Raw genomic sequence first — 18118 nt, 5'->3', positions numbered from 1 at the left:
AATGATTGTGGAATATTTGGTTATACCTGAGAAAATAAAAACTGAAACATATGAGTTGAATCACGACGAATATAAACTTGAGTATTTTGTTAAAAAAGATAAAAATTTTATCTACCTTTTTCCAAAAGACCTTTTTATCGAAAATAAACTTTTAATAAATGCTTATGACCTTGCTGAAGCAATAAAAAGATATTTTAATAGTACTATTTTTATAATAGTAGAAGAAAAAGACAATAATATGAATTTTTTTATAGGTAATACCGAGATTTTAGAAAAAGATTATTTCGCCAAATTTACCTTTCCTATTGAGAGCTTAAATTTGGAGATTAAAAAGATAAAAAATTTCTTAGATATGCTAAAAATGGTGCTTCCAAATACTAAAACAATTATTTTTAACATAAATGTTAAAGATGAGATTGTAAAACTTATACCTCACGATGTTGCAATTTCATCTGAAGAAACACAGAACTTTTTTAAAAAAGTTCCGGTTTTTGAGTCTAAATTGAAAAAAAAACTTCCTTTAATCATTGGGGTAATACTCATTCTTTTAGCTTTTTATTTTTCCACACAAATAGCGGAGAGTACAAATTTCCAAAAAGAGTCTAAAATTAAACAGGAGGCTTATAAATTTAATTTACAAATCAGGAAGACATCAAACAAAAGTAAAAAATTAAAAAAAGAATTAATACAGATGAAAAATGCTTTAAATGGAAATTTGGAAATCTATAAAGGACAACAATGAAAATGAGTTTTTTGGAAAAAAACTATTATCTACATAAGATAAAAATAATTTTGTTGTTTTTTGTAATATCGTTATTTGTGGGGGTAACAAATTATTATCTAAACTTAAAAGAAAGCCCGGGAATTGATATTAATTATTATAAACAAAAACTTTCGCAACAAAAAAGAGAATATGATTATCTAAAAAAAGAGTATGACAAAATAAAACCCGTTTATGACAGAATGCAAAGAGGAAAGTTTAGAAACCCGGAAATATTTAAGATAGAGCAGTTAATAAACGGACTCTTAAAAGTTATGAAAAATCAGGGAATTATCAGTTATCTACCCGATTTTAATAATGTTTATTATTCAAATAAGTACCTCAATGTAATTATTCTGAAATACGATACTCAAAATAAAAAAGATGCATATATTATTAAAGCGGTGTTACCTTTTTTATTTAAAAAACTCAATATTAGCAAATACGGAATAAAAAATATTATCGTAAAAGACAACGTTTTTTATATTTCCATTTATAAGGAAGAAAAATGAAATTGCCAAATTTTCGCTTATCTTTTAAGAAAGTAGATAATAATACACAATCTACACAAAACGATAAATTGTTTTTATCTGAGATAGAAGAAATAGCAAAAGAGCTCTCGGAGCAAAATTCCGTTATAGGACAAGCTCTTGGAGAGCTTATTTCTCTTGAAAATAATTTCGACATTCAGGTACTAAAAAATATCCTCTCAAGATATGAACCTTTACACAAAGAGTTTATTAGAAGAAAATTTAAAGATAAGAAGTATCTTGAGGATATTGATTTTTTAAATGAAGAATATGAAATTGTCGATATCAAAACGGATGATGAATATATGATATTAAGAGATAAAGAGACAGGAAAGAAATATATAGCCCTTTTTTTTCCTAAAATTGTCTCTTTTAAGGAGGAATTTGAGGATTTTGTTTTTATATCGTCTTCACTTTATAATTACTATTTTTCTCACAATATTACCGAAACAAGCGGAGGGCTGGAAGTTTTTGAGTTTAAAGATATTTTAAACTTAATGGAGAAAGAGGGGATATCGGACTTACACATTGAAGCTCAGGATATTAACAGATATCAAATTACGGCAAGACTTTCAGCCGGTAAAGAGGCTGGAGTTGAGGTATTACAAAGAAATATAAAAACCGAAATAATAGAGTCTGCTTTAATGCAGGCAAAGCTTATGATGAATAAGGAGCTGATGGAAAGGGAGCCCGAAACAACGGGACTTATTAAAACCGATGTTAGTGATAAAAGAGGTAGAATCATTAAAAGGACTTTTAGGGTTAATATGGGGCTTGCGGCTTGCCCTCCTCATTTAGTTGATTCGGTTTCTATAAGAAGATTGAAAACAAGAGAAGAAATTGCCTCACTCGGTTTAAAAGGACTTGGGTATCTTCCTGAAGCTATTGAGCTTATAGAACAAATTACCTCACATCCAAAAGGACTTATTATCGTAGCGGGTGCGACAAACTCGGGTAAAACAACCCTACTAACCGCTATATTAAATGATTTGTATAAACAGAAAAAGAGAATTTTAAGTATTGAAAATCCTATCGAAATTGAGATGCCTTATCCTCAATATGACCTCAGCATAACGGAAAATGCAGATGAAAAACATAAACTTACAAGAGAAAAAGCGATGAGATTGATGTTAAGACACGACCCTGATATTGTATTGTTTTCGGAAATTAGAGACAAAGAAATATCAGACTTTGTCGAAATGGGGCTTAGAGGACACGTTACATATACCACAATTCACGCATCAACGGCAAGGGACGTATTGTTAAGATTATTTAACGCCGATAATAAAGAAGCAAGCGGAGGAGGAGCTTTAAAAATTCTTAATGCCCTTAAAGGCATTATAGTTCAATCGCTTATACCTCAAGTTTGCGAATACTGCGGAGGAGAGGGGTGCGAAGAATGTAATCATACAGGAAAGTCAAAAAGAAAGGTTGTTCCTATATATGAAATTGCCTATTTTAACAATTTAGAAACTTATAAAATCATTAGAGATAACGGAGCTCCTGATTTTCAAAAGCTATTTAATTTTAATTATCTTATAGAAGAGGGGATGATGAAATATCTTAGTGAGGAAGAAGTTAAAACTAAATTAAAAGAAAAAAAGATTATTTTATAAGGAGAAAATATGCTTAAGAGAGTTATTGAATATTTTAAGGAATTACCTATAAAAGAACTAAAACAGGATGAAAGGCTTGATTTTTTCGTTAAACTCTTAGCGGTGGCGACATATGCCGATAAAAAGATAAAAAACGTTGAGGTTTCGGAAACTCAGATAATTATAGAAGATTTTTTACAAAATCATTTTGATAATAAAGAAAAAATATTAAACCTTGAAGAACTAAATTTGCTTAAAAATTATATCCATAAAAGATATGTAAAAAGACTTGAAATTTATAAAAAAGACTCTCAAGAATTTATTGCGGATAGATTATATATTATCAATTCTCCAAAACGTAAAGAGGAAATTTTTCAATACTATTTACAAGAGATTATAAAAGCAGACCATATCCTTACGGAAGAGGAAAAAGAACTTGAAAAAGAGTTTAAAAAATGAAAATATTAATCTTTTATCCGGAAGAAAGCGGTAAGACTTTTTTTGCAAAAGAGTTCTTATTATCGGGAGAAGATGAATTTAAGATATTAAATGTTACTTCTTCTTTTGATACATATAAGCCTTTTAATGCTGAGTATATAAAAAATGACTTCTTAACTCTACTTGAGTTTCTTATTTTCTCTAAAAGGCATAAAAACGTTTTAGTCGAAATATCAAAAGAATACTATATATGGTTTAAAGAGCAGTTACAAAAATATGATATTGAATCTTTTTTTAATTATTTTGATTATGTTTGTGTAGTAATAGATAAAAAGATTAAACATCAACTTAAAAGTGAAGAAGTTTTTAGTTTTATAAAAGACAATAATCTCGAAAGTAAATTAAAATTAGTGTTAAATAGGGGAGAAAAACACCATTTTAAAAAAATTTTTGAGACTCTTAACAAATATGAGCTCAATCCGGAAATTATATATATTCCGGAATTTGACGAGGAAGCAATTGAAGGGGTGTATCTAAACGGATACACAATGATTCAATTCGCAAATAGCGATAAAAACTATGCAGAACTTGCAAGCGAAGCACTTGAAAAGGGCAAAACTGAAGAGGCAAGTAAATATGTTATTTTAGAAAGCTGGAAAATGATTGCAAAAAATATAAAAAAAATAAAAAAAACCTCACCCCCCTCTTTAAAAAGCAATGAAAAAAAATTATAATTTTCTTGGAGCGGAAAGAGGAGAGAGGAGTTGAACTCCGCTCCGATAAATTCATTATGTCTGTTTTTATTGACATTATGCACCTTTTTTTATTAGCGCACCTCTGTGTCATTTGTGTCATCAGTGCATTTTTTTTTTCATCGATATCCCACCTCGCCTTTTTCTCCTTTTTCTTTTCTTTTTTTCGTTTTTTTAGAAATTTGTCTATTTTTTCGATTAGGTAGAAAAAATATTATTAAAATAACAACAAAAAAAGGACGTAAAATGAAAATTAGTTTCGAAGAGCTTACCTACATCGCTTTAACATTTACTGCTATTACGTTTTTAATAATTGGAATATTTTCCGTTTTGGTTTTTAATACGAAAGTATTTTTATATATTGCAAATCCGTTTTTTATATTAGAGGTAGTAATTACATTATATTTCGTATCTAAGAAATTTATAAATAATTCTACTTATACATATAAGGCATATGAGATTTTTATAATGCTTATTTTAAGCGCTATAAATTATACAGCAATATTTAAAATGATAACTCTCTTTTAATTTCCCGATAAATTCCCGGTTAATTTCCCGATAAATTCCCGGGATTTTTTTTCTTTACCCCCTTTAAAAAGCTATGAAAAATTTGTATTATTTTTATATAAAACTTTAAAAGGAACATAAATGTCATCAATCAAGATAGCAAAAGATGAAAATGTTTTAGAAGAACTTTATAAGCTCAAAGCTGAGTTGTTTTATCTTTCTCAGAAAGTTAAAAATACTAAAAATCCTCAAATAATTAGTAAATTCAATGATTTAAAACATCAAATCCATTCCACTACAAAAGATATTTCATTTAAGGGTGTCAAAACTCAAAACTTCTATGAACTTCCTAAAATTTTTAGAAATAAAATCGAAGAAATAAAAAGCTTATTATGATTTTTTAATTATACATTTTTCTACATATAAGTATGTAGAATGTAGAGAAATTTTATTATGTTAATGGTGGAGCCCCTTTTTCTCCCTGACTTCTCTATCTAAAACCCTTGACAAATATCCCCATTAAGTATATAATAAGCAAATGAAAAAATGCAGTTATATGTTTATTGTAGGGCAAGTGCTGTAGATTTCGTAGTTACACATTTAAAAAGATTTTTAGATTATAAAGATATGACTATTCTTATAGAAGACATCACGCACGATATTTTTTTATATGTAATAGAAAGACAGCCTATAAATTTAAAACAAGCATTTACGAGAGTAAAATTTGCCCTTAAAAACCTCTCTCAAAAACCTATGTGGTATGGAAAATACCTTTATATGCCTATAAGAAAAGCAAACGGCAAAGATAAAATATTTATTGATATGGATTATCAAGAATTTTAAGAAAGGGGTAAAAAAATTGGGAGAGGGGTTACCCTCTTATCTCCAAGAAAGAAAGTTTTTTCTTGCAGATAAGAGGGACAATCCCCCGTCGGTGTAATGCATTTTCTTCAAGGAAGTTTTGTACTTTTGGAGCTTAATTATATCACAGAAATAAAAAACAAGTCAAGAAAATTTCAGATTTTTAGTAAATTTTTTTGAGAGTGTGAGTTTAAAACTCCAAAGTCTTCTTTTTTTCTTTTAGCCCATTCAAGAGCCGTTACCAAATCCCCAGCTTTTTCGGCAAGTTCAAAAACTTTGTCCCATTGAGGATTTTCTTCGTATCTTAAAATTAACTCATTTACTTTACCTACGAAGATATTTTGTTTGAATTCAGTATTATCAGTATGAACTAAATTGTTAATGTCGATTATTACTTCTCCACGTCTATTTAACACTTGAACGTTATCTGCGTAGTTAATGCATTCCGCCATTGCTTCCGGGAGTGATTTGTATCTTTGTTTTATATATTCGTAATCTACAAATCTTGGTGTTTCTCCTTTTAGTAGAGCTTGGTAATATCTTAGCAGTACTCCCGTAAGTGATTCGTTTAGTGAAACGTATAAATACTTAACGTATATTTTATATCCCGCTTTTTTAGCTTTACTAAGCTCAACGGCAACGTTTTGAGGGGTTGAGAGGGTACTATCAAGCATATAGTCGTATCCGTTTTCAATGCAGTAGTTTCTAAGCATTGAAGCAAGTAATCCGGCGGTTTTTTGTGTCTGTGCGGAATCCTCTTTTTTCCCGGTATAGTTAGGAAGAAGTTTTCTTATTTCATCAACGTCGATTATGACGGGGTTGAGGTGGGAGAACTCTTTAAAATGCAATGAAGTGCTTTTTCCTGCTCCCGGTAATCCACCTTTAAAAAGGGCTATTTTGTTTTTGGTGGTATTGTATTCGACAAAAAATTCCACTATGTCTTGAAAAAGTTTATTAGTATCCATAATTTTTCCTTTGTTTTTTTAATTGTATTTACAACTTTTCTATTCCGGCGGAGAAATTTAGAAAATAAAAATATAAGAAAATATAATTAATGTATAAAAAAATATAATTTTTTATTATAATTTTTATTACTGAATTATAAAAAAATATAATTTTCTTATAAAAAAATATAATTTTTTTATAAAAACTATTGACTTTTGCTTTATTTTTGATTTATAATCTGTTTTAGAAAAGTATTGTTTATAATTTTTTTATAATCTTTAACTATTAAGGAGTTAAAAATGTGTAATGAAGAAACTTTAGAAATCCTCGACAAACAAAACAAGGAAATTTTTAAAATTAACCAAAAAATCCTCCAAAAGCTCGATGAACTTGCAGAGGAAAACAAACAACTCAAAAGCGAACTTGAAGAGGTAAAAGAACAACAACAAAAAACAAAAGAGTTCGTAAAAGAGTTAGCCGAAGAAATGGTAATGCTGCTTGGTAAATTCATCAAAGAACAAAACAAAAAACTCGACGCCGAAGTTAAAAAAGCTCTTGATGAGCTACCGAAAAAAATTACAAGTGAAGAAAAATTCGAAGTGTTTAGAAATTGGTTTGAGAATACAATTGGAACTATTGTAGGTGACACTTCAACTGATGCGGCAAAATCAATAGTAGAATCATCAGCAAGAGGACACAGGCTCATTTTAGACAGCATCACCGAACTTAACAAAAAACTCGACAAAGTGGAGTATGAAGTTAAAAAAATCAGAGACCCTCTCCACGCAATGAGAGATAAAAACGGCGATTTTTCTCTATTTAACAGAGTTAGATAATTTTCTCCTCCCTTTCTCCTTAAAAACTTCTAAAATTTTTCAAAATTTTCCTTTACCACCTCATTGAACTTGGGAAAAAATTTGTAAAATATCCCTCAGAAAGACAAATATTTCATATAAGGGGGATATTATGGCAAGTTATTTTAAAGCACAAGAAATAAATAAAGTAGAAAAACAACAACTACCGGAATCAACCGTAGCGGTATATAGCAACATTACGCCTAAAAACAAAGAAGAGGCTAAAAAGTTGGAAGATGAAATTCTTTTTGCAATAAAAAGAGAACACCAACTTGATATGAATCGTTTAATAAGAGGAAAGGAGCTTCCTAAAAAGCTCCAAAAATATTTCCCGTCAGATTTTGGAGGTAGCGGGGTAGATTGTGATATTTACTTCCCGCTTGATAACTCCGATGGAAAAATTTTAACAAATGACGAAATAAAGTCAAGACTTTTAACACAATTTTCTCAAAAAAAAGACACAATTAAAAACACTCTTCTTGCAAATGCACTTGCTTATCTATCAGGAACGTTTAAAAGCAAAGAAGAAATTGAAAACTTTATATCATCAGTAGAACAAAATCCTCAAAAATTAGAAGAATTCCTACAAAACTTCATCGAAAACAGCGACAATGCCGTTTATACCGATTTTCTATTAAGGCTATATTCAAAAGCCCAGCAAATCGAAAAAGACTATAATAAAACATTCGGAAAAAAATACGATATTCCAAATAGAAAGTTTAACGAACTATACCAAAAAGAACTTGAAGATATATTCGGTACTTCAGCAATCACAAAAGACGCCATTGACGATATAAATGAATTTGTTAATCTTTTCAAAGACAGCACATATTCTATTAATCAAATCTTATATCAAATGAGAACAAACCCACAAAATTTCGATGAAAAAGCTCTAAAACTTGCAAGCAGTATAAATTCTATAAAAAAAGGGGGTGTAAAAGAGAGCTTTTTTGATTTACCTATTTCTTTCGCATTAGACTCTCTTGAAAGACTTAAAAGATACGAAGTCTTTAAAAAAGAAAAGGCATTTGCGGAAGAGCACGCTCTAAAAATGCTTGATAAAATCATAAACAAAGCCGACTTGGAACTAAATGAATCAATACTTGCATTCGTACCCGAAATCGAAAAATCAAAACACATAGACAGACAAGGACTCAAAAAGATAAAAAAAAGAATTCTATCGGCAATAGAGGAGTATGTAAAAGAAAACGACCTTGATATAAACCCTGAAGATATGTTCTCGGCAATCAGAACGGAACTTTTTAAAGCAAAAGACATACTAAAAAAAGAATTTACCTCTCCAAATCCGGAACTTGAAGCAAACCCGTTTGCTTGGTCTTTCATCTCAAGCAGAGAAACCGCGGCTCAAAATATCCTAAAAGAAGCAATCTCCTTAGCTTTATTAAAACAAATAGACTCGAAAAATAAAACATATATGTATCATCAAATATTTGATGAAGATACCATTAAAGATATCTTTAAGTCTATAATCGACTTAAAAAAAGAAAAACTCGTAGAAGAGGATATAATTGATTTTATGAACGTATATAACGCCTTTTCCCTTGCGGAAAAAAGAGATATTTCTCAAAAAGAACTAAAAAACCTCCTTGACTTAAAAATTTTTGAAAAAAACAGACTCTTACTAAACCCTCAAGATAAAAAAGCCTTTAAAGATATTGTAAAACATATCAACGAACAAAACGAACAATTCAACCTATCCGAAAGATATCCGAACTTTACTAAGACAGAAGTTAGGCAAAGAGTATTAATGAATAACTTTTTAGCCGAAGACGCAAACCTAAAAGAACAAATCGCTAAGAAGGCTGGGTTATATAAATTATTCGGTATGAGTAAAGCATTAAGCGAATATAAAATCTGCTCCGAAAAAGCTCAAAATCCGACAAACAGCCTCGAAACACCAGCCTCAATGATGAGAGACTGCTTTGAGAGACTCTCGGACAACCTATTAAAAGAAGCCGAAGAGTATGAAAATCAAGTATTTCAAGTAAATTCACTTGGGGCGCTTAACCCGTTTGTAGCTATGATGATTATAAGCTCGGTTGTAAAAAGACAATTCTCGGAAGATATGAGAAAACAAATCTATGAAGTTTTTATCAAATCAAACGACCTTGCTTCATTTGTATATGAGGGTAAAGATACAAAAGACAGAATTGCAAGAGAATCGGTTGTTAATGCCGATATTTTAGGAGTTGATTATACGCTTATCGAAAAAGGCTCCGAAGATAAATTTGTCGAAGAGTTACAGCTTAAAAAAATTCTACACGATGTTAAAGGAGCTATTGATAGGCAACAAACTTCACTTAACGCAAAAGTATATATGAAGTTTGAAGATATCGCAAACGAAACTCTCAAAAAAGAAGCTGTTGATATGTTTATCAAACAGACTGAGGAGAAAGTCGAAAATATTAAATACGAAATGCAAGAACTTGCAAGAATTTATAATCTGCTTAATTCGGCAAACTATGCAACAACCGCGCAGGAGAAAAGAAAACTTCTTAATGAAGCAAAAGAAAGATATAGAAATCTTGAAAACAAAGAACTAAACACTCAAGATAATGACATAATTAGAGAAATTGTTAAAAAATACAAAGAGCTTGAAAAAGAGCTAAAGGCGATTGAAAGCGGCAAAAAGGTTCTTGGTATAATGGATATCGCCTCAAAAGATTTAGATAAAATGGATTATAAAGAGGCGTTGGCTTTATTTAAAGTAAATAAAGCTATTTTAAAAGAGGTTAATCAAAAAATGCTTGATAACCTAAAAAGAGGGCTTGATAATACTCTTCTTGAAAGAGACAAAAAACAGCTCATCGAAAATTTGCAAGCTCTTAAACTAAAAATATTCACCGATGAGGAGTTTTTAAAAGACTCTTTAATCAAAGAAGTTAGAGAATACGACCCGCTTTTAGCTAAAAATCTCGACTCTTCGAAATCTTTAGTTGAGATTTTTAATGAAGCGAATTACAAGATTCAAGACAATTTTATGAAAGAGAAACTAAGAAAATATATCGACGCTGTTAAATATAGCGAAGTTAAAGGTAAAAATTATAAATACCTAAACAACTTCTTAATTGCAAACGAAGAAATTCTTAAAAACAATGAGGAAATTTTCGAACAAATTAAAAACGACGGCGACTTTTTCATAAGAGTACAAAACAGCTCAAACAATATGAAATCAATTACTTTTGCAAAAGGACTAAATGCCGAAATATTAAAAAACGTAACAAAAGCCGAAGAAGATATGAACTTAAACGAACTATCCGAGTACGTTTCTTTAATTAAAGACAAAGGAATTACGAATATTCCTAAGAGTTTTGTCGATTCAATAGCACAAATTTATGACAACGCAAAAGTTAAATATGAGATTTTAAAAGAAACACAAGTGGAACAATACAGATACAAAAACGAAAATACCAACTCTTTTACAAGAGGAATGTAAAGGGTATAAATGGGATATAAAGAATACCAAGAAGAAGTCAAGTTACGTAATAGGGATTTATCGTTTCAAAAATGGATTAACTTTTTTGCGTTTTTAATCGCTATTTTCTTTTTATATGTTATCTTTACCGGAGCAAATGAGGACTTTTTTAATTTTATCTTTCTTCCTCTAAATGTGGTTTTTCTTAAATACCCCGCCTTTTTTGCTTTTGCTGTTTATCTCATACTATTTACAAAAGGTTATTTGTTTGGTTGGAGTGATAAGTTTGCTATAGGAGAGTACATAAGACCTTTGCCTATTCCGTTTTTTTTAAAAGCTCCGTTATTAATTCCTTTTCAGTCTCATAAATATTCAAGGCTCGGTTTTTTTAAAGATTGGGCTTTTCAGGCTCCGAAAAAAAGCGACGAACTACCAAGACGGGGAAATCATAAGGTCTTTATTAAAGATAGTAAAATAGAGACATTTTTTGATATAGATAACGATGGCGGAACAGATAAGATTATATCTATGTTTAGATATGAACTTACAAAAGAGATGAAAGAGCTTTTAAAAAAAATAGAAAAGTTAAAAGAAAAAGGAGAGGATTATTCGAAAATTCAAGAAAAATTCGAACAATTAAAAAAAGACGAGCAATTTAAAAAGTATAAAGACCTATTTGACATTATTGAGGGGACTTTCAAGCAGTACGAAAAAGTCCTTGCTCACGAAGCAACCTCATCAAAAGCCAAATTGTCCGTTACCAAAAAACAAAAACCTACCGAATTGGTTTATAAATATTTGCAAACCCCCGTAATCAGAAAAAAAACGGAAAAAATTTTTTTTGATTTTTCAAAAACCCCCGACGTTTATGATTATAAAAGGGGAAGACTATATTTTTCGGCTAAACAGATAAAAGAAATTGTCTCAAACGTAACAATTGTTTATATGAAGTATGTTAAAACCCAACTTGAAAGAAATACCCGTATAAGAAAAAAATACGGAGGATATATCACACCTGAAAGACTTGAAAGATATTCTTTATATTTTAGATTTGTCTATTTTAGACAGCTTATGAAATTGTGGCTTAATTTACCGGCAGGCTGGTATTCGGTTAGGGTTGAGGATTATACTCTAAGAAGAATAATATCTACAATAGACAGAAACCTTGTGATTAATATCACAAAAGCAAACTCAGGAGAGTCAGAAATATTTGAAGACGATAAACCCGCAAGCGCTTTTCTTTTTACATATTACGCCTTTTTCCAAAAATCGGCAGTTAGATACGATTTAAGCTTAATAGAATATTTACTTACACCTGATAAGACTATCAATGAGGCGGATATTATTCAAAGTACTATTGAGGAAAAGGGTAAAAGTAAAAAATGAAAAAAATAGTATTATTGATTTTCGGAGTTTTTTTATTTGCAAATACTACAATAACCTCATTGAATAATTTTAAAATACAATTTGAAAAATACGATAAAGAGTATCAATCTATTATAAAAGAGTACGGATACGATAGCGTAAAACTTGCGGATTTGTCTCAAAGAGTCAATAAGACTTACCGGGATATGCAACCTACGATAAAACAACTTGAAAACAATATTCAACAGCTTAGTAATAACATAATTGACGAAATAGGAGATATTAACATAGCAAACGTTAGTTTGGAAGATTTAAAAGCCCCTTTAAAAGCGGATTTGAAATATTTTTTAGATAACGCTCAAAAACTTATAAGCAATTACTATATAGCTTTAGTTGATAAAAATGCTATAAGAAGAGTAATAGACGCAATAGATTCTATAATAAAAGCATATAAAAATATTCAAAGTTATTACGACACAATAAAAGAATTAAAAAAAGTATCACAACTTGGCAATATAGCCTCACAAACTGATGAATCAAGTAAAAACGACCTAAGTCTTCAACAAAATTTGGAACAAATAGTTATAAATTCCGTAAAAAACGTATTTGCTATTCAAGAAATAACAAAAAACGATTTGTTACAGCTTTACAATCAAAACTTTACATTACAACAGATAGGAAAACTTACAATATTGGTTTTAATAAGAGAATTGAACTAAAGGGAAAAGATGAGAAGAGTTGTAAGAGATGAAGCAAGAGGAAACACTCCTCATTTAATTATGGGGCTTAAAGAGGCAAGAAAACATATAAAAGATAAAGAAGAGTCTTTAAAAATAAGATTATTATTCAGCTCGGCTCTTACTTTCTTTCTCCCAACTTTAGGTACTTTATCGACTGCTTATACTCTTTTTAGATATTATCAGGACTTTTACGAGCCTTTTTTGTCAAATAAAGTAAAAAAGGCGTTTTATGACAGAATGTTTGCTCCGGTGGTATCCGAAAAACTATATACGATATTTGGTTATCGCATATATCAAGAGGATTTACAGGAGCATCTCTCAATCGTAAATGGAGGAGAAAAAAAATTAACCGAATTAATTAAAAAGGGGAAGTGGGCTAAAAAACAACCTCACTTACAGGTAGGTTTTGATATAGGAACACTTACAACCCACCTTGCTTTTATCGGGACAACGGGTGCGGGTAAAACGGAAACGATTTTATCTTTTGTGGGCGATATTCTCGCCTCAGGCGGCGGATTTTTATTCATTGACGGGAAAGCAGACCAAGCAATAGAACAGCAACTTTATACAATTTGTAAAAAACACGGATACGAAACTCAGTTTTTTGTTAATAACTATATCAATCCCGAAAACAGACCGCCTACTAACACATTCTCTCCTGCGCTGTCTCTTAAACTCATACAACTAAAAGAGTTTTTAAACAGCTTACTTCCGGGTGGAGGAGACGGAAATCAAGATTATTTTAAAAACAGAGGTAAAGTTGCGGCGGCTTATCCTATCGGATTTTTAAAAATCAGACAAAAATACCACAAAGAGCCTTTTACATTTTCCGACATTACAAACTATATGGAAGATATAGAATTTACATTTGTGTATGTTATGCTATATGCAATGACAACTGAGTTAAATGAGCTTATTAAACAAAAAGCTCAAGAAGACGACGAGCTTGGTAAATATCTTAAAAAAGCGAGAAAAGAAAAAATTGCAAAACTTAAAGATATTGAAGATGCCGATGTTTTAGTGGAATTTATGACAAGAAATCCTGACAAAAGAAAAAAAATCGAAAATATACTCGGGGTTGATATTGATTATATGGCTACAATTGTAGATTTAACAACCCAAATGGATTCGTATATTTCAGGTGTTTATTCAACTTGGAAACAATATACTCAATCAGTCGCGAAAGCGATTAAGGCATATTTAAAATATGAAAAAAATAAAAGATTTTTATATATTTATCCGAATTTTGCAAACATTAAAGATATACGGGAAGCTTACAATACACTAAAAAACGACACTGAAGCTTTAAATAAAGCTGTTTCGTTTGCAAAAAGCGAAACGGAACTTGATATGAATAAATTATTTATTGCTTTAGGGGTAACGGAAAGTAATGAAAACCTCGAAAAACTAAAACCTGACGATATGAGACAACATCAATACGCTCAGCAACAATGGGATAGGGTATTCCAGCTTTTCAATATGTATAAACATATCTTTAACGACTTATACCCGGACGTTGATTTAGCCGACATTATCAGAAACAATAAAGTTTTGTACGTAATGTTCCCGGTTTTAAATATGGCGGAAGACCAACTTATTATGATAGCGAAAATGTATGTTATTTTAATCAAACTTGCAACATCTTTGGGACTTGGTGGGGAAAATCAAGAAGCCTTACCGCTCCAGCTTAAAATATACCAAAACAAACTTAAACCTCTTCCTCTTTATATGGTTATTTTAGACGAATGGGGAAGTTACGCAACAGCAGGTATGGCAACGCAAAACGCTCAAGCTCGTTCGTTAAAAATCAGTATGGTGTATTCAACACAGGATAAAGCGTCGTTTTTACCTGAAAACGACGATAGAGAAATGAAAAGAATTTTAGGAAATATGAAAAAACTTGTTTTGCAAGTACAAGATGAGGAAATTTTTGAATATGTCGAAAAATATATAGATGAGGTTGAGGTGCTTGAGGAGAAAGAGATTATAAGAGAAATGGGTAAAGAAAAAAGCATTAAAGCCGACACGACTTCGCTTAAAATAGAAAAAAAACCGGCATTTCCGGTTAAAAAACTAAGCAGCTTCTCAAAAGGTTTATCACTTCTATTAAATGGGGATAATCCTATTATTATACAAAGTTATTATGTCGGTGAGAATCCTTCGCCTTTAAGAATTACCACTTATAAAGGTTTTGAGGAGGAGTGGGAAAATGTCTAAATTTGATATAATAATTTGCGGCTATTGAGTAATAGTCGTCCTTTTTCTTTTTTGTTTTCCGCAAAATTTCCGCAAAAAAGGGCGCTCACTTAAATAGTGGGCGTCCGACCCGCAAAAAATTTTAAAAATTTTTCAAAATTTTTCTTTACCACCTCGTTGAACTCGGGGAAAAATTCGTATAATTTAAACAAAATTGCTTTTAAGGGTTTTTTATGGATATTAAAGAAATCGAAAAAGATTATTTTGCCTTATCAAAAATAGAAAGTAAAATTAAAAAAGAGGAAAAAGAGCTAAAAGGAAAATACGAAGATAAATTTATTATTTTATCGGAGCAGTTAGAATCCTTAGAAGAATTCACTATTCCTCCTACAGATATTGCCGTTAAAGTAAATAACTACGTTATTGTAAATTCAAACGATATTTTTTTGTTATATCAAACTTCAAAATTTCCGGACACGGGGAAAATTAAAACTTTAAATATAGAAAAAGAAAAATACCCTCATTTATTTGTAAAAAACCCTCTATCAAAAACGGATATAGATAAATTAATCGAAGAGGAATTTAAAAGAATTAAAAGTGACTTTAACTTAAAAATTAAAGTTACGGAATTTAAAAAATTACCCGTAGAGGAAAAGATAGATTTTTTAAAGAAATATAATTCCTCATTGCCGTTGAAATTAAAAGATGACGGCTATAAATTTGAAATTAAAGAACAGATAAGTATAAGACGTATCAGCGCCGATAAAGTGATAAACGATTTTATAAGTAAAAACGACATCATAGGCTCTTTATATAAAGAACTTGAAAAAGAAAAAGACGATTTGAAAAAATGGGAAATAATAAGCGAATTAAAAGAAGAAATAAAAAATATAAAAGATAAAAATAAAAACATACTTGAACAAAATATATCCATTTTAAAAGATATTTCTACATACGTTAATGTAACTAAAAGATACGAAGCAACTACTAAAAAAGCCCCTAAGGAACTTGAACTTTTTAGCGAGGAAATTGACACATTCAAAGCCGCAAAAGAGTTTGGTTTATATAAAGACATTATAAAAATCATAGCAGTAACCGATAATCCTAACAAAATCAAAGCAAAATACGAGACACTTATAAGCGTGCAAAATCAAGAAAGGAGAAAAAATGAAATTGAAAGTAATTTTTTTAATGTTTTTAGGCAGTCTATTTCTTAGCGGTTGTGCCACGAAAAAACCGCCTCAGAAAATTATCTATTTCGATAAAAATTATCAACCTTTTGTATATGAAGACCAAATTTGGTTTAACAGATTTTTAAAAAATCAGTTTTTACAAACTGATAGGTTTATAAAAGACGTAGAGGCGGCAATAGGGCATAGACCTCAGCAAAATAATAGAACAAATCAATTTATCTATTACAAATAAAAGGTGGGTGTATGAATGTCTATACAATAAAACAGGCTGCGGATTTACTTTCTATTTCGGAAAAAACAATTTATAAGTGGATTAAGAAGCACCCAAAATGGTTTGTTTATAGTAATAAAGCGATTGATTACGTTCATTTTTTTATAAAAAAAGAGGTTGTCGAAGAACTGCTAAGAATAAGATATCAGGCAATTGACATAATATATGAACTCTACGATTCTATAAAAGAAAAGGAAAAATTGTCTTCATACCAAGAGGTTGATGAAGTTATAAAAAAAGAAGTGAAAAATTATTTTGGCTGGAGTGATAGCAAAAAAATTTATAAATTTATGAAAGAAACGTTTATGTCTGAAGAGATATTAAGAAATTATCCCGACTTTATAAACTATCTAAAACAAAAATATGAAATATAAGGGTTAAGATGAAAAAAGCCTTAACTATTATAACTGCGGCAGTGGTAGTTAATTTATATGCGGGTTGTCATTGTGCCTGCGTTGAGGGATGCGGCTTATGTACAGAAATATTTCAAACTTATGTCCCTAATATGAAACAAGTATATACTGAATTTCTACTTCAGGACAAGCAAACGGGGATATTATGGAATGAATTAATCTCTCTTAGGGAGCAAAACAAAAAACTTGAAGACGAATATAGAAAAGAGATTACTAAGCTAAATATTTTAACCCAAAAAATAAACTTAGAAGATAGAAAAATTAATTTTTTACTTAAAAAAATAAAAAACCTAAAAGCAATAAAAAATACAAAAAATTAAAAAGGAGATAAAATGCTTAAAAAATTATCTGTTTCACTTATTATCGCAACTTCTACATTGTTTGGAGCGGTAAATGCTCCAATTCTAAAAAAAGCTTATGAAGACGGAATTTACGATACTCTAAGCGTACTAAAAAACGAAAGTAAATACGCAATTAATCAAAAAATCACACTTAACGGCTATATGGTTTATATTAATACTAAAAATTTAACACTTCCTGATATCGTAAAGTATAAAGCTTTAGGGCTTAAACTTGCTTTCAATCCGATTGAAACAAAATCCGGGCTTTTGATTTTTGCGGTAAATGAAAGACGTCCTGATGCGTTTTTAAACGCACAAATTATCGCAAATCATTCCAATTTGCACCCGCTAATTAAAGAAGTAACAAATTACACGGTCACTTATAGCGGCGTACTTCAAAGATATTTCCAAAACAAAATGCCTGATAAGGTGTTTTTGATTGAGGAAAAAATCACAAATTGTCCCGTAAGACAAAGAATTATTAAAAGCGATACAACTAAAACCGAAATTAAAAAGGTTGTAGCAAGAGGTAAGTTTTATTTAGTTAATAGAGTCTTAACACCTGAGGCTCTTAGAGAATTTTGCAAAAACAATCCTAATAATTGTGACGCAAAACTTAATATCTCAAAGGGCGAAACCTGCCTGACCGAAAGAAAAATAAAAAGAACACTCGGTAGGGTTGATTTTTCAGATTTAAACAACAAAACATTCGAACAAGTAGCGGGTATTATCGCTCATTACGGAGCCGTAAAAGACGGAGAACTTTGGCTTGGTAAAAGAATTTATAAAAAAGGTGACAAAATCGGAAGATTTTATCTTTTAAACATAGTTAAAAACGATAAAGGAGTTGTTATCGTAACAATAAGCAAAAAACCTCAACCGCAAAGTGCAAACGATATTAAAAATATCACAACAAGGTAG

General features: G+C 30.3%; 19 protein-coding genes. 18 read left to right on the top strand and 1 reads right to left on the bottom strand.

Annotated features, from left to right (window positions below):
* Position 1 precedes the first annotated feature (1 nt).
* From EDC58_RS09785 to EDC58_RS09750, 8 genes are all read left to right on the top strand, one after another.
* Positions 2-742, top strand: a complete 741-nt coding sequence (locus EDC58_RS09785; RefSeq protein WP_123353342.1) for a hypothetical protein — start codon at positions 2-4, stop codon at positions 740-742.
* Positions 739-1272 carry a hypothetical protein gene (locus EDC58_RS09780; RefSeq protein WP_123353341.1) on the top strand — a complete coding sequence of 178 codons (534 nt, stop codon included), beginning with the start codon at positions 739-741 and terminating at the stop codon, positions 1270-1272. Before EDC58_RS09785 ends, EDC58_RS09780 begins: the two co-directional genes overlap by 4 nt.
* Positions 1269-2906: an ATPase, T2SS/T4P/T4SS family gene (locus tag EDC58_RS09775; RefSeq protein WP_123353340.1), complete on the top strand. Its 1638-nt coding sequence runs from the start codon at positions 1269-1271 to the stop codon at positions 2904-2906. The genes EDC58_RS09780 and EDC58_RS09775 overlap by 4 nt, the downstream gene beginning before the upstream one ends.
* A gap of 9 nt (positions 2907-2915) precedes the next feature.
* Positions 2916-3344, top strand: coding sequence for a hypothetical protein (locus EDC58_RS09770; protein WP_123353339.1), 429 nt, complete (start codon positions 2916-2918; stop codon positions 3342-3344).
* Positions 3341-4057, top strand: a complete 717-nt coding sequence (locus EDC58_RS09765) for a hypothetical protein (RefSeq protein WP_123353338.1) — start codon at positions 3341-3343, stop codon at positions 4055-4057. The genes EDC58_RS09770 and EDC58_RS09765 overlap by 4 nt, the downstream gene beginning before the upstream one ends.
* A gap of 264 nt (positions 4058-4321) precedes the next feature.
* Complete coding sequence (locus EDC58_RS09760; protein WP_123353337.1) at positions 4322-4603, top strand: hypothetical protein; 282 nt, start codon at positions 4322-4324, stop codon at positions 4601-4603.
* 120 nt (positions 4604-4723) lie between these two features.
* Positions 4724-4978, top strand: coding sequence for a hypothetical protein (locus EDC58_RS09755; protein WP_123353336.1), 255 nt, complete (start codon positions 4724-4726; stop codon positions 4976-4978).
* A 150-nt stretch (positions 4979-5128) separates the two neighbouring features.
* A complete protein-coding gene (locus EDC58_RS09750) occupies positions 5129-5425 on the top strand; it encodes a hypothetical protein (RefSeq protein WP_123353335.1) in 297 nt (98 codons plus the stop codon).
* Between the two features lie 173 nt (positions 5426-5598).
* On the opposite strand, the gene EDC58_RS09745 is transcribed toward EDC58_RS09750, so the two are convergent.
* Positions 5599-6408 carry a zeta toxin family protein gene (locus tag EDC58_RS09745; protein ID WP_123353334.1) on the bottom strand — a complete coding sequence of 270 codons (810 nt, stop codon included), beginning with the start codon at positions 6406-6408 and terminating at the stop codon, positions 5599-5601.
* Positions 6409-6687: 279 nt separating this feature from the next.
* Here EDC58_RS09745 and EDC58_RS09740 point away from each other — a divergent pair, with 279 nt between their 5' ends.
* From EDC58_RS09740 to EDC58_RS09695, 10 genes are all read left to right on the top strand, one after another.
* On the top strand, positions 6688-7224 hold the full coding sequence (locus EDC58_RS09740; protein ID WP_123353333.1) for a hypothetical protein: 537 nt from the start codon (positions 6688-6690) through the stop codon (positions 7222-7224).
* Between the two features lie 130 nt (positions 7225-7354).
* Positions 7355-10699 (top strand): V-type ATP synthase subunit I domain-containing protein, encoded by a 3345-nt coding sequence (locus EDC58_RS09735; protein WP_123353332.1) that lies wholly within the window; start codon positions 7355-7357, stop codon positions 10697-10699.
* Between the two features lie 9 nt (positions 10700-10708).
* Positions 10709-12064, top strand: coding sequence for a hypothetical protein (locus tag EDC58_RS09730; protein ID WP_123353331.1), 1356 nt, complete (start codon positions 10709-10711; stop codon positions 12062-12064).
* Positions 12061-12762, top strand: a complete 702-nt coding sequence (locus EDC58_RS09725) for a hypothetical protein (RefSeq protein WP_123353330.1) — start codon at positions 12061-12063, stop codon at positions 12760-12762. The genes EDC58_RS09730 and EDC58_RS09725 overlap by 4 nt, the downstream gene beginning before the upstream one ends.
* Before the next feature lie 9 nt (positions 12763-12771).
* On the top strand, positions 12772-15000 hold the full coding sequence (locus EDC58_RS09720; RefSeq protein ID WP_123353329.1) for a type IV secretory system conjugative DNA transfer family protein: 2229 nt from the start codon (positions 12772-12774) through the stop codon (positions 14998-15000).
* Positions 15001-15212: 212 nt separating this feature from the next.
* Positions 15213-16196, top strand: coding sequence for a hypothetical protein (locus tag EDC58_RS09715; RefSeq protein ID WP_123353328.1), 984 nt, complete (start codon positions 15213-15215; stop codon positions 16194-16196).
* Positions 16147-16404, top strand: a complete 258-nt coding sequence (locus EDC58_RS09710; protein ID WP_123353327.1) for a hypothetical protein — start codon at positions 16147-16149, stop codon at positions 16402-16404. The genes EDC58_RS09715 and EDC58_RS09710 overlap by 50 nt, the downstream gene beginning before the upstream one ends.
* An 11-nt stretch (positions 16405-16415) precedes the next feature.
* Positions 16416-16817 carry a helix-turn-helix domain-containing protein gene (locus EDC58_RS09705; protein ID WP_123353326.1) on the top strand — a complete coding sequence of 134 codons (402 nt, stop codon included), beginning with the start codon at positions 16416-16418 and terminating at the stop codon, positions 16815-16817.
* A gap of 8 nt (positions 16818-16825) precedes the next feature.
* Positions 16826-17176, top strand: coding sequence for a hypothetical protein (locus EDC58_RS09700; protein WP_123353325.1), 351 nt, complete (start codon positions 16826-16828; stop codon positions 17174-17176).
* Positions 17177-17188: 12 nt separating this feature from the next.
* The gene (locus EDC58_RS09695; RefSeq protein ID WP_123353324.1) at positions 17189-18118 is read left to right on the top strand and encodes a hypothetical protein; all 930 of its coding nucleotides are present in this window, start codon (positions 17189-17191) and stop codon (positions 18116-18118) included.

This window comes from Caminibacter pacificus, assembly GCF_003752135.1.
Taxonomy (GTDB): domain Bacteria; phylum Campylobacterota; class Campylobacteria; order Campylobacterales; family Nautiliaceae; genus Caminibacter; species Caminibacter pacificus.
This window is presented reverse-complemented; position numbering and strand designations above follow the sequence as displayed.

What these genes read in the sequence shown, in the direction of transcription:
- EDC58_RS09715 (WP_123353328.1), top strand. Translation starts at nt 15,213, where the DNA reads ATGGATATTAAAGAAATCGAAAAAGATTATTTTGCCTTATCAAAAATA.
- EDC58_RS09710 (WP_123353327.1), top strand. Translation starts at nt 16,147, where the DNA reads ATGAAATTGAAAGTAATTTTTTTAATGTTTTTAGGCAGTCTATTTCTT.
- EDC58_RS09745 (WP_123353334.1), bottom strand. Translation starts at nt 6,408, where the DNA reads ATGGATACTAATAAACTTTTTCAAGACATAGTGGAATTTTTTGTCGAA.
- EDC58_RS09755 (WP_123353336.1), top strand. Translation starts at nt 4,724, where the DNA reads ATGTCATCAATCAAGATAGCAAAAGATGAAAATGTTTTAGAAGAACTT.
- EDC58_RS09765 (WP_123353338.1), top strand. Translation starts at nt 3,341, where the DNA reads ATGAAAATATTAATCTTTTATCCGGAAGAAAGCGGTAAGACTTTTTTT.
- EDC58_RS09705 (WP_123353326.1), top strand. Translation starts at nt 16,416, where the DNA reads ATGAATGTCTATACAATAAAACAGGCTGCGGATTTACTTTCTATTTCG.
- EDC58_RS09740 (WP_123353333.1), top strand. Translation starts at nt 6,688, where the DNA reads ATGTGTAATGAAGAAACTTTAGAAATCCTCGACAAACAAAACAAGGAA.
- EDC58_RS09785 (WP_123353342.1), top strand. Translation starts at nt 2, where the DNA reads ATGATTGTGGAATATTTGGTTATACCTGAGAAAATAAAAACTGAAACA.
- EDC58_RS09780 (WP_123353341.1), top strand. Translation starts at nt 739, where the DNA reads ATGAAAATGAGTTTTTTGGAAAAAAACTATTATCTACATAAGATAAAA.
- EDC58_RS09760 (WP_123353337.1), top strand. Translation starts at nt 4,322, where the DNA reads ATGAAAATTAGTTTCGAAGAGCTTACCTACATCGCTTTAACATTTACT.
- EDC58_RS09725 (WP_123353330.1), top strand. Translation starts at nt 12,061, where the DNA reads ATGAAAAAAATAGTATTATTGATTTTCGGAGTTTTTTTATTTGCAAAT.
- EDC58_RS09730 (WP_123353331.1), top strand. Translation starts at nt 10,709, where the DNA reads ATGGGATATAAAGAATACCAAGAAGAAGTCAAGTTACGTAATAGGGAT.
- EDC58_RS09775 (WP_123353340.1), top strand. Translation starts at nt 1,269, where the DNA reads ATGAAATTGCCAAATTTTCGCTTATCTTTTAAGAAAGTAGATAATAAT.
- EDC58_RS09750 (WP_123353335.1), top strand. Translation starts at nt 5,129, where the DNA reads ATGCAGTTATATGTTTATTGTAGGGCAAGTGCTGTAGATTTCGTAGTT.
- EDC58_RS09735 (WP_123353332.1), top strand. Translation starts at nt 7,355, where the DNA reads ATGGCAAGTTATTTTAAAGCACAAGAAATAAATAAAGTAGAAAAACAA.
- EDC58_RS09700 (WP_123353325.1), top strand. Translation starts at nt 16,826, where the DNA reads ATGAAAAAAGCCTTAACTATTATAACTGCGGCAGTGGTAGTTAATTTA.
- EDC58_RS09720 (WP_123353329.1), top strand. Translation starts at nt 12,772, where the DNA reads ATGAGAAGAGTTGTAAGAGATGAAGCAAGAGGAAACACTCCTCATTTA.
- EDC58_RS09695 (WP_123353324.1), top strand. Translation starts at nt 17,189, where the DNA reads ATGCTTAAAAAATTATCTGTTTCACTTATTATCGCAACTTCTACATTG.
- EDC58_RS09770 (WP_123353339.1), top strand. Translation starts at nt 2,916, where the DNA reads ATGCTTAAGAGAGTTATTGAATATTTTAAGGAATTACCTATAAAAGAA.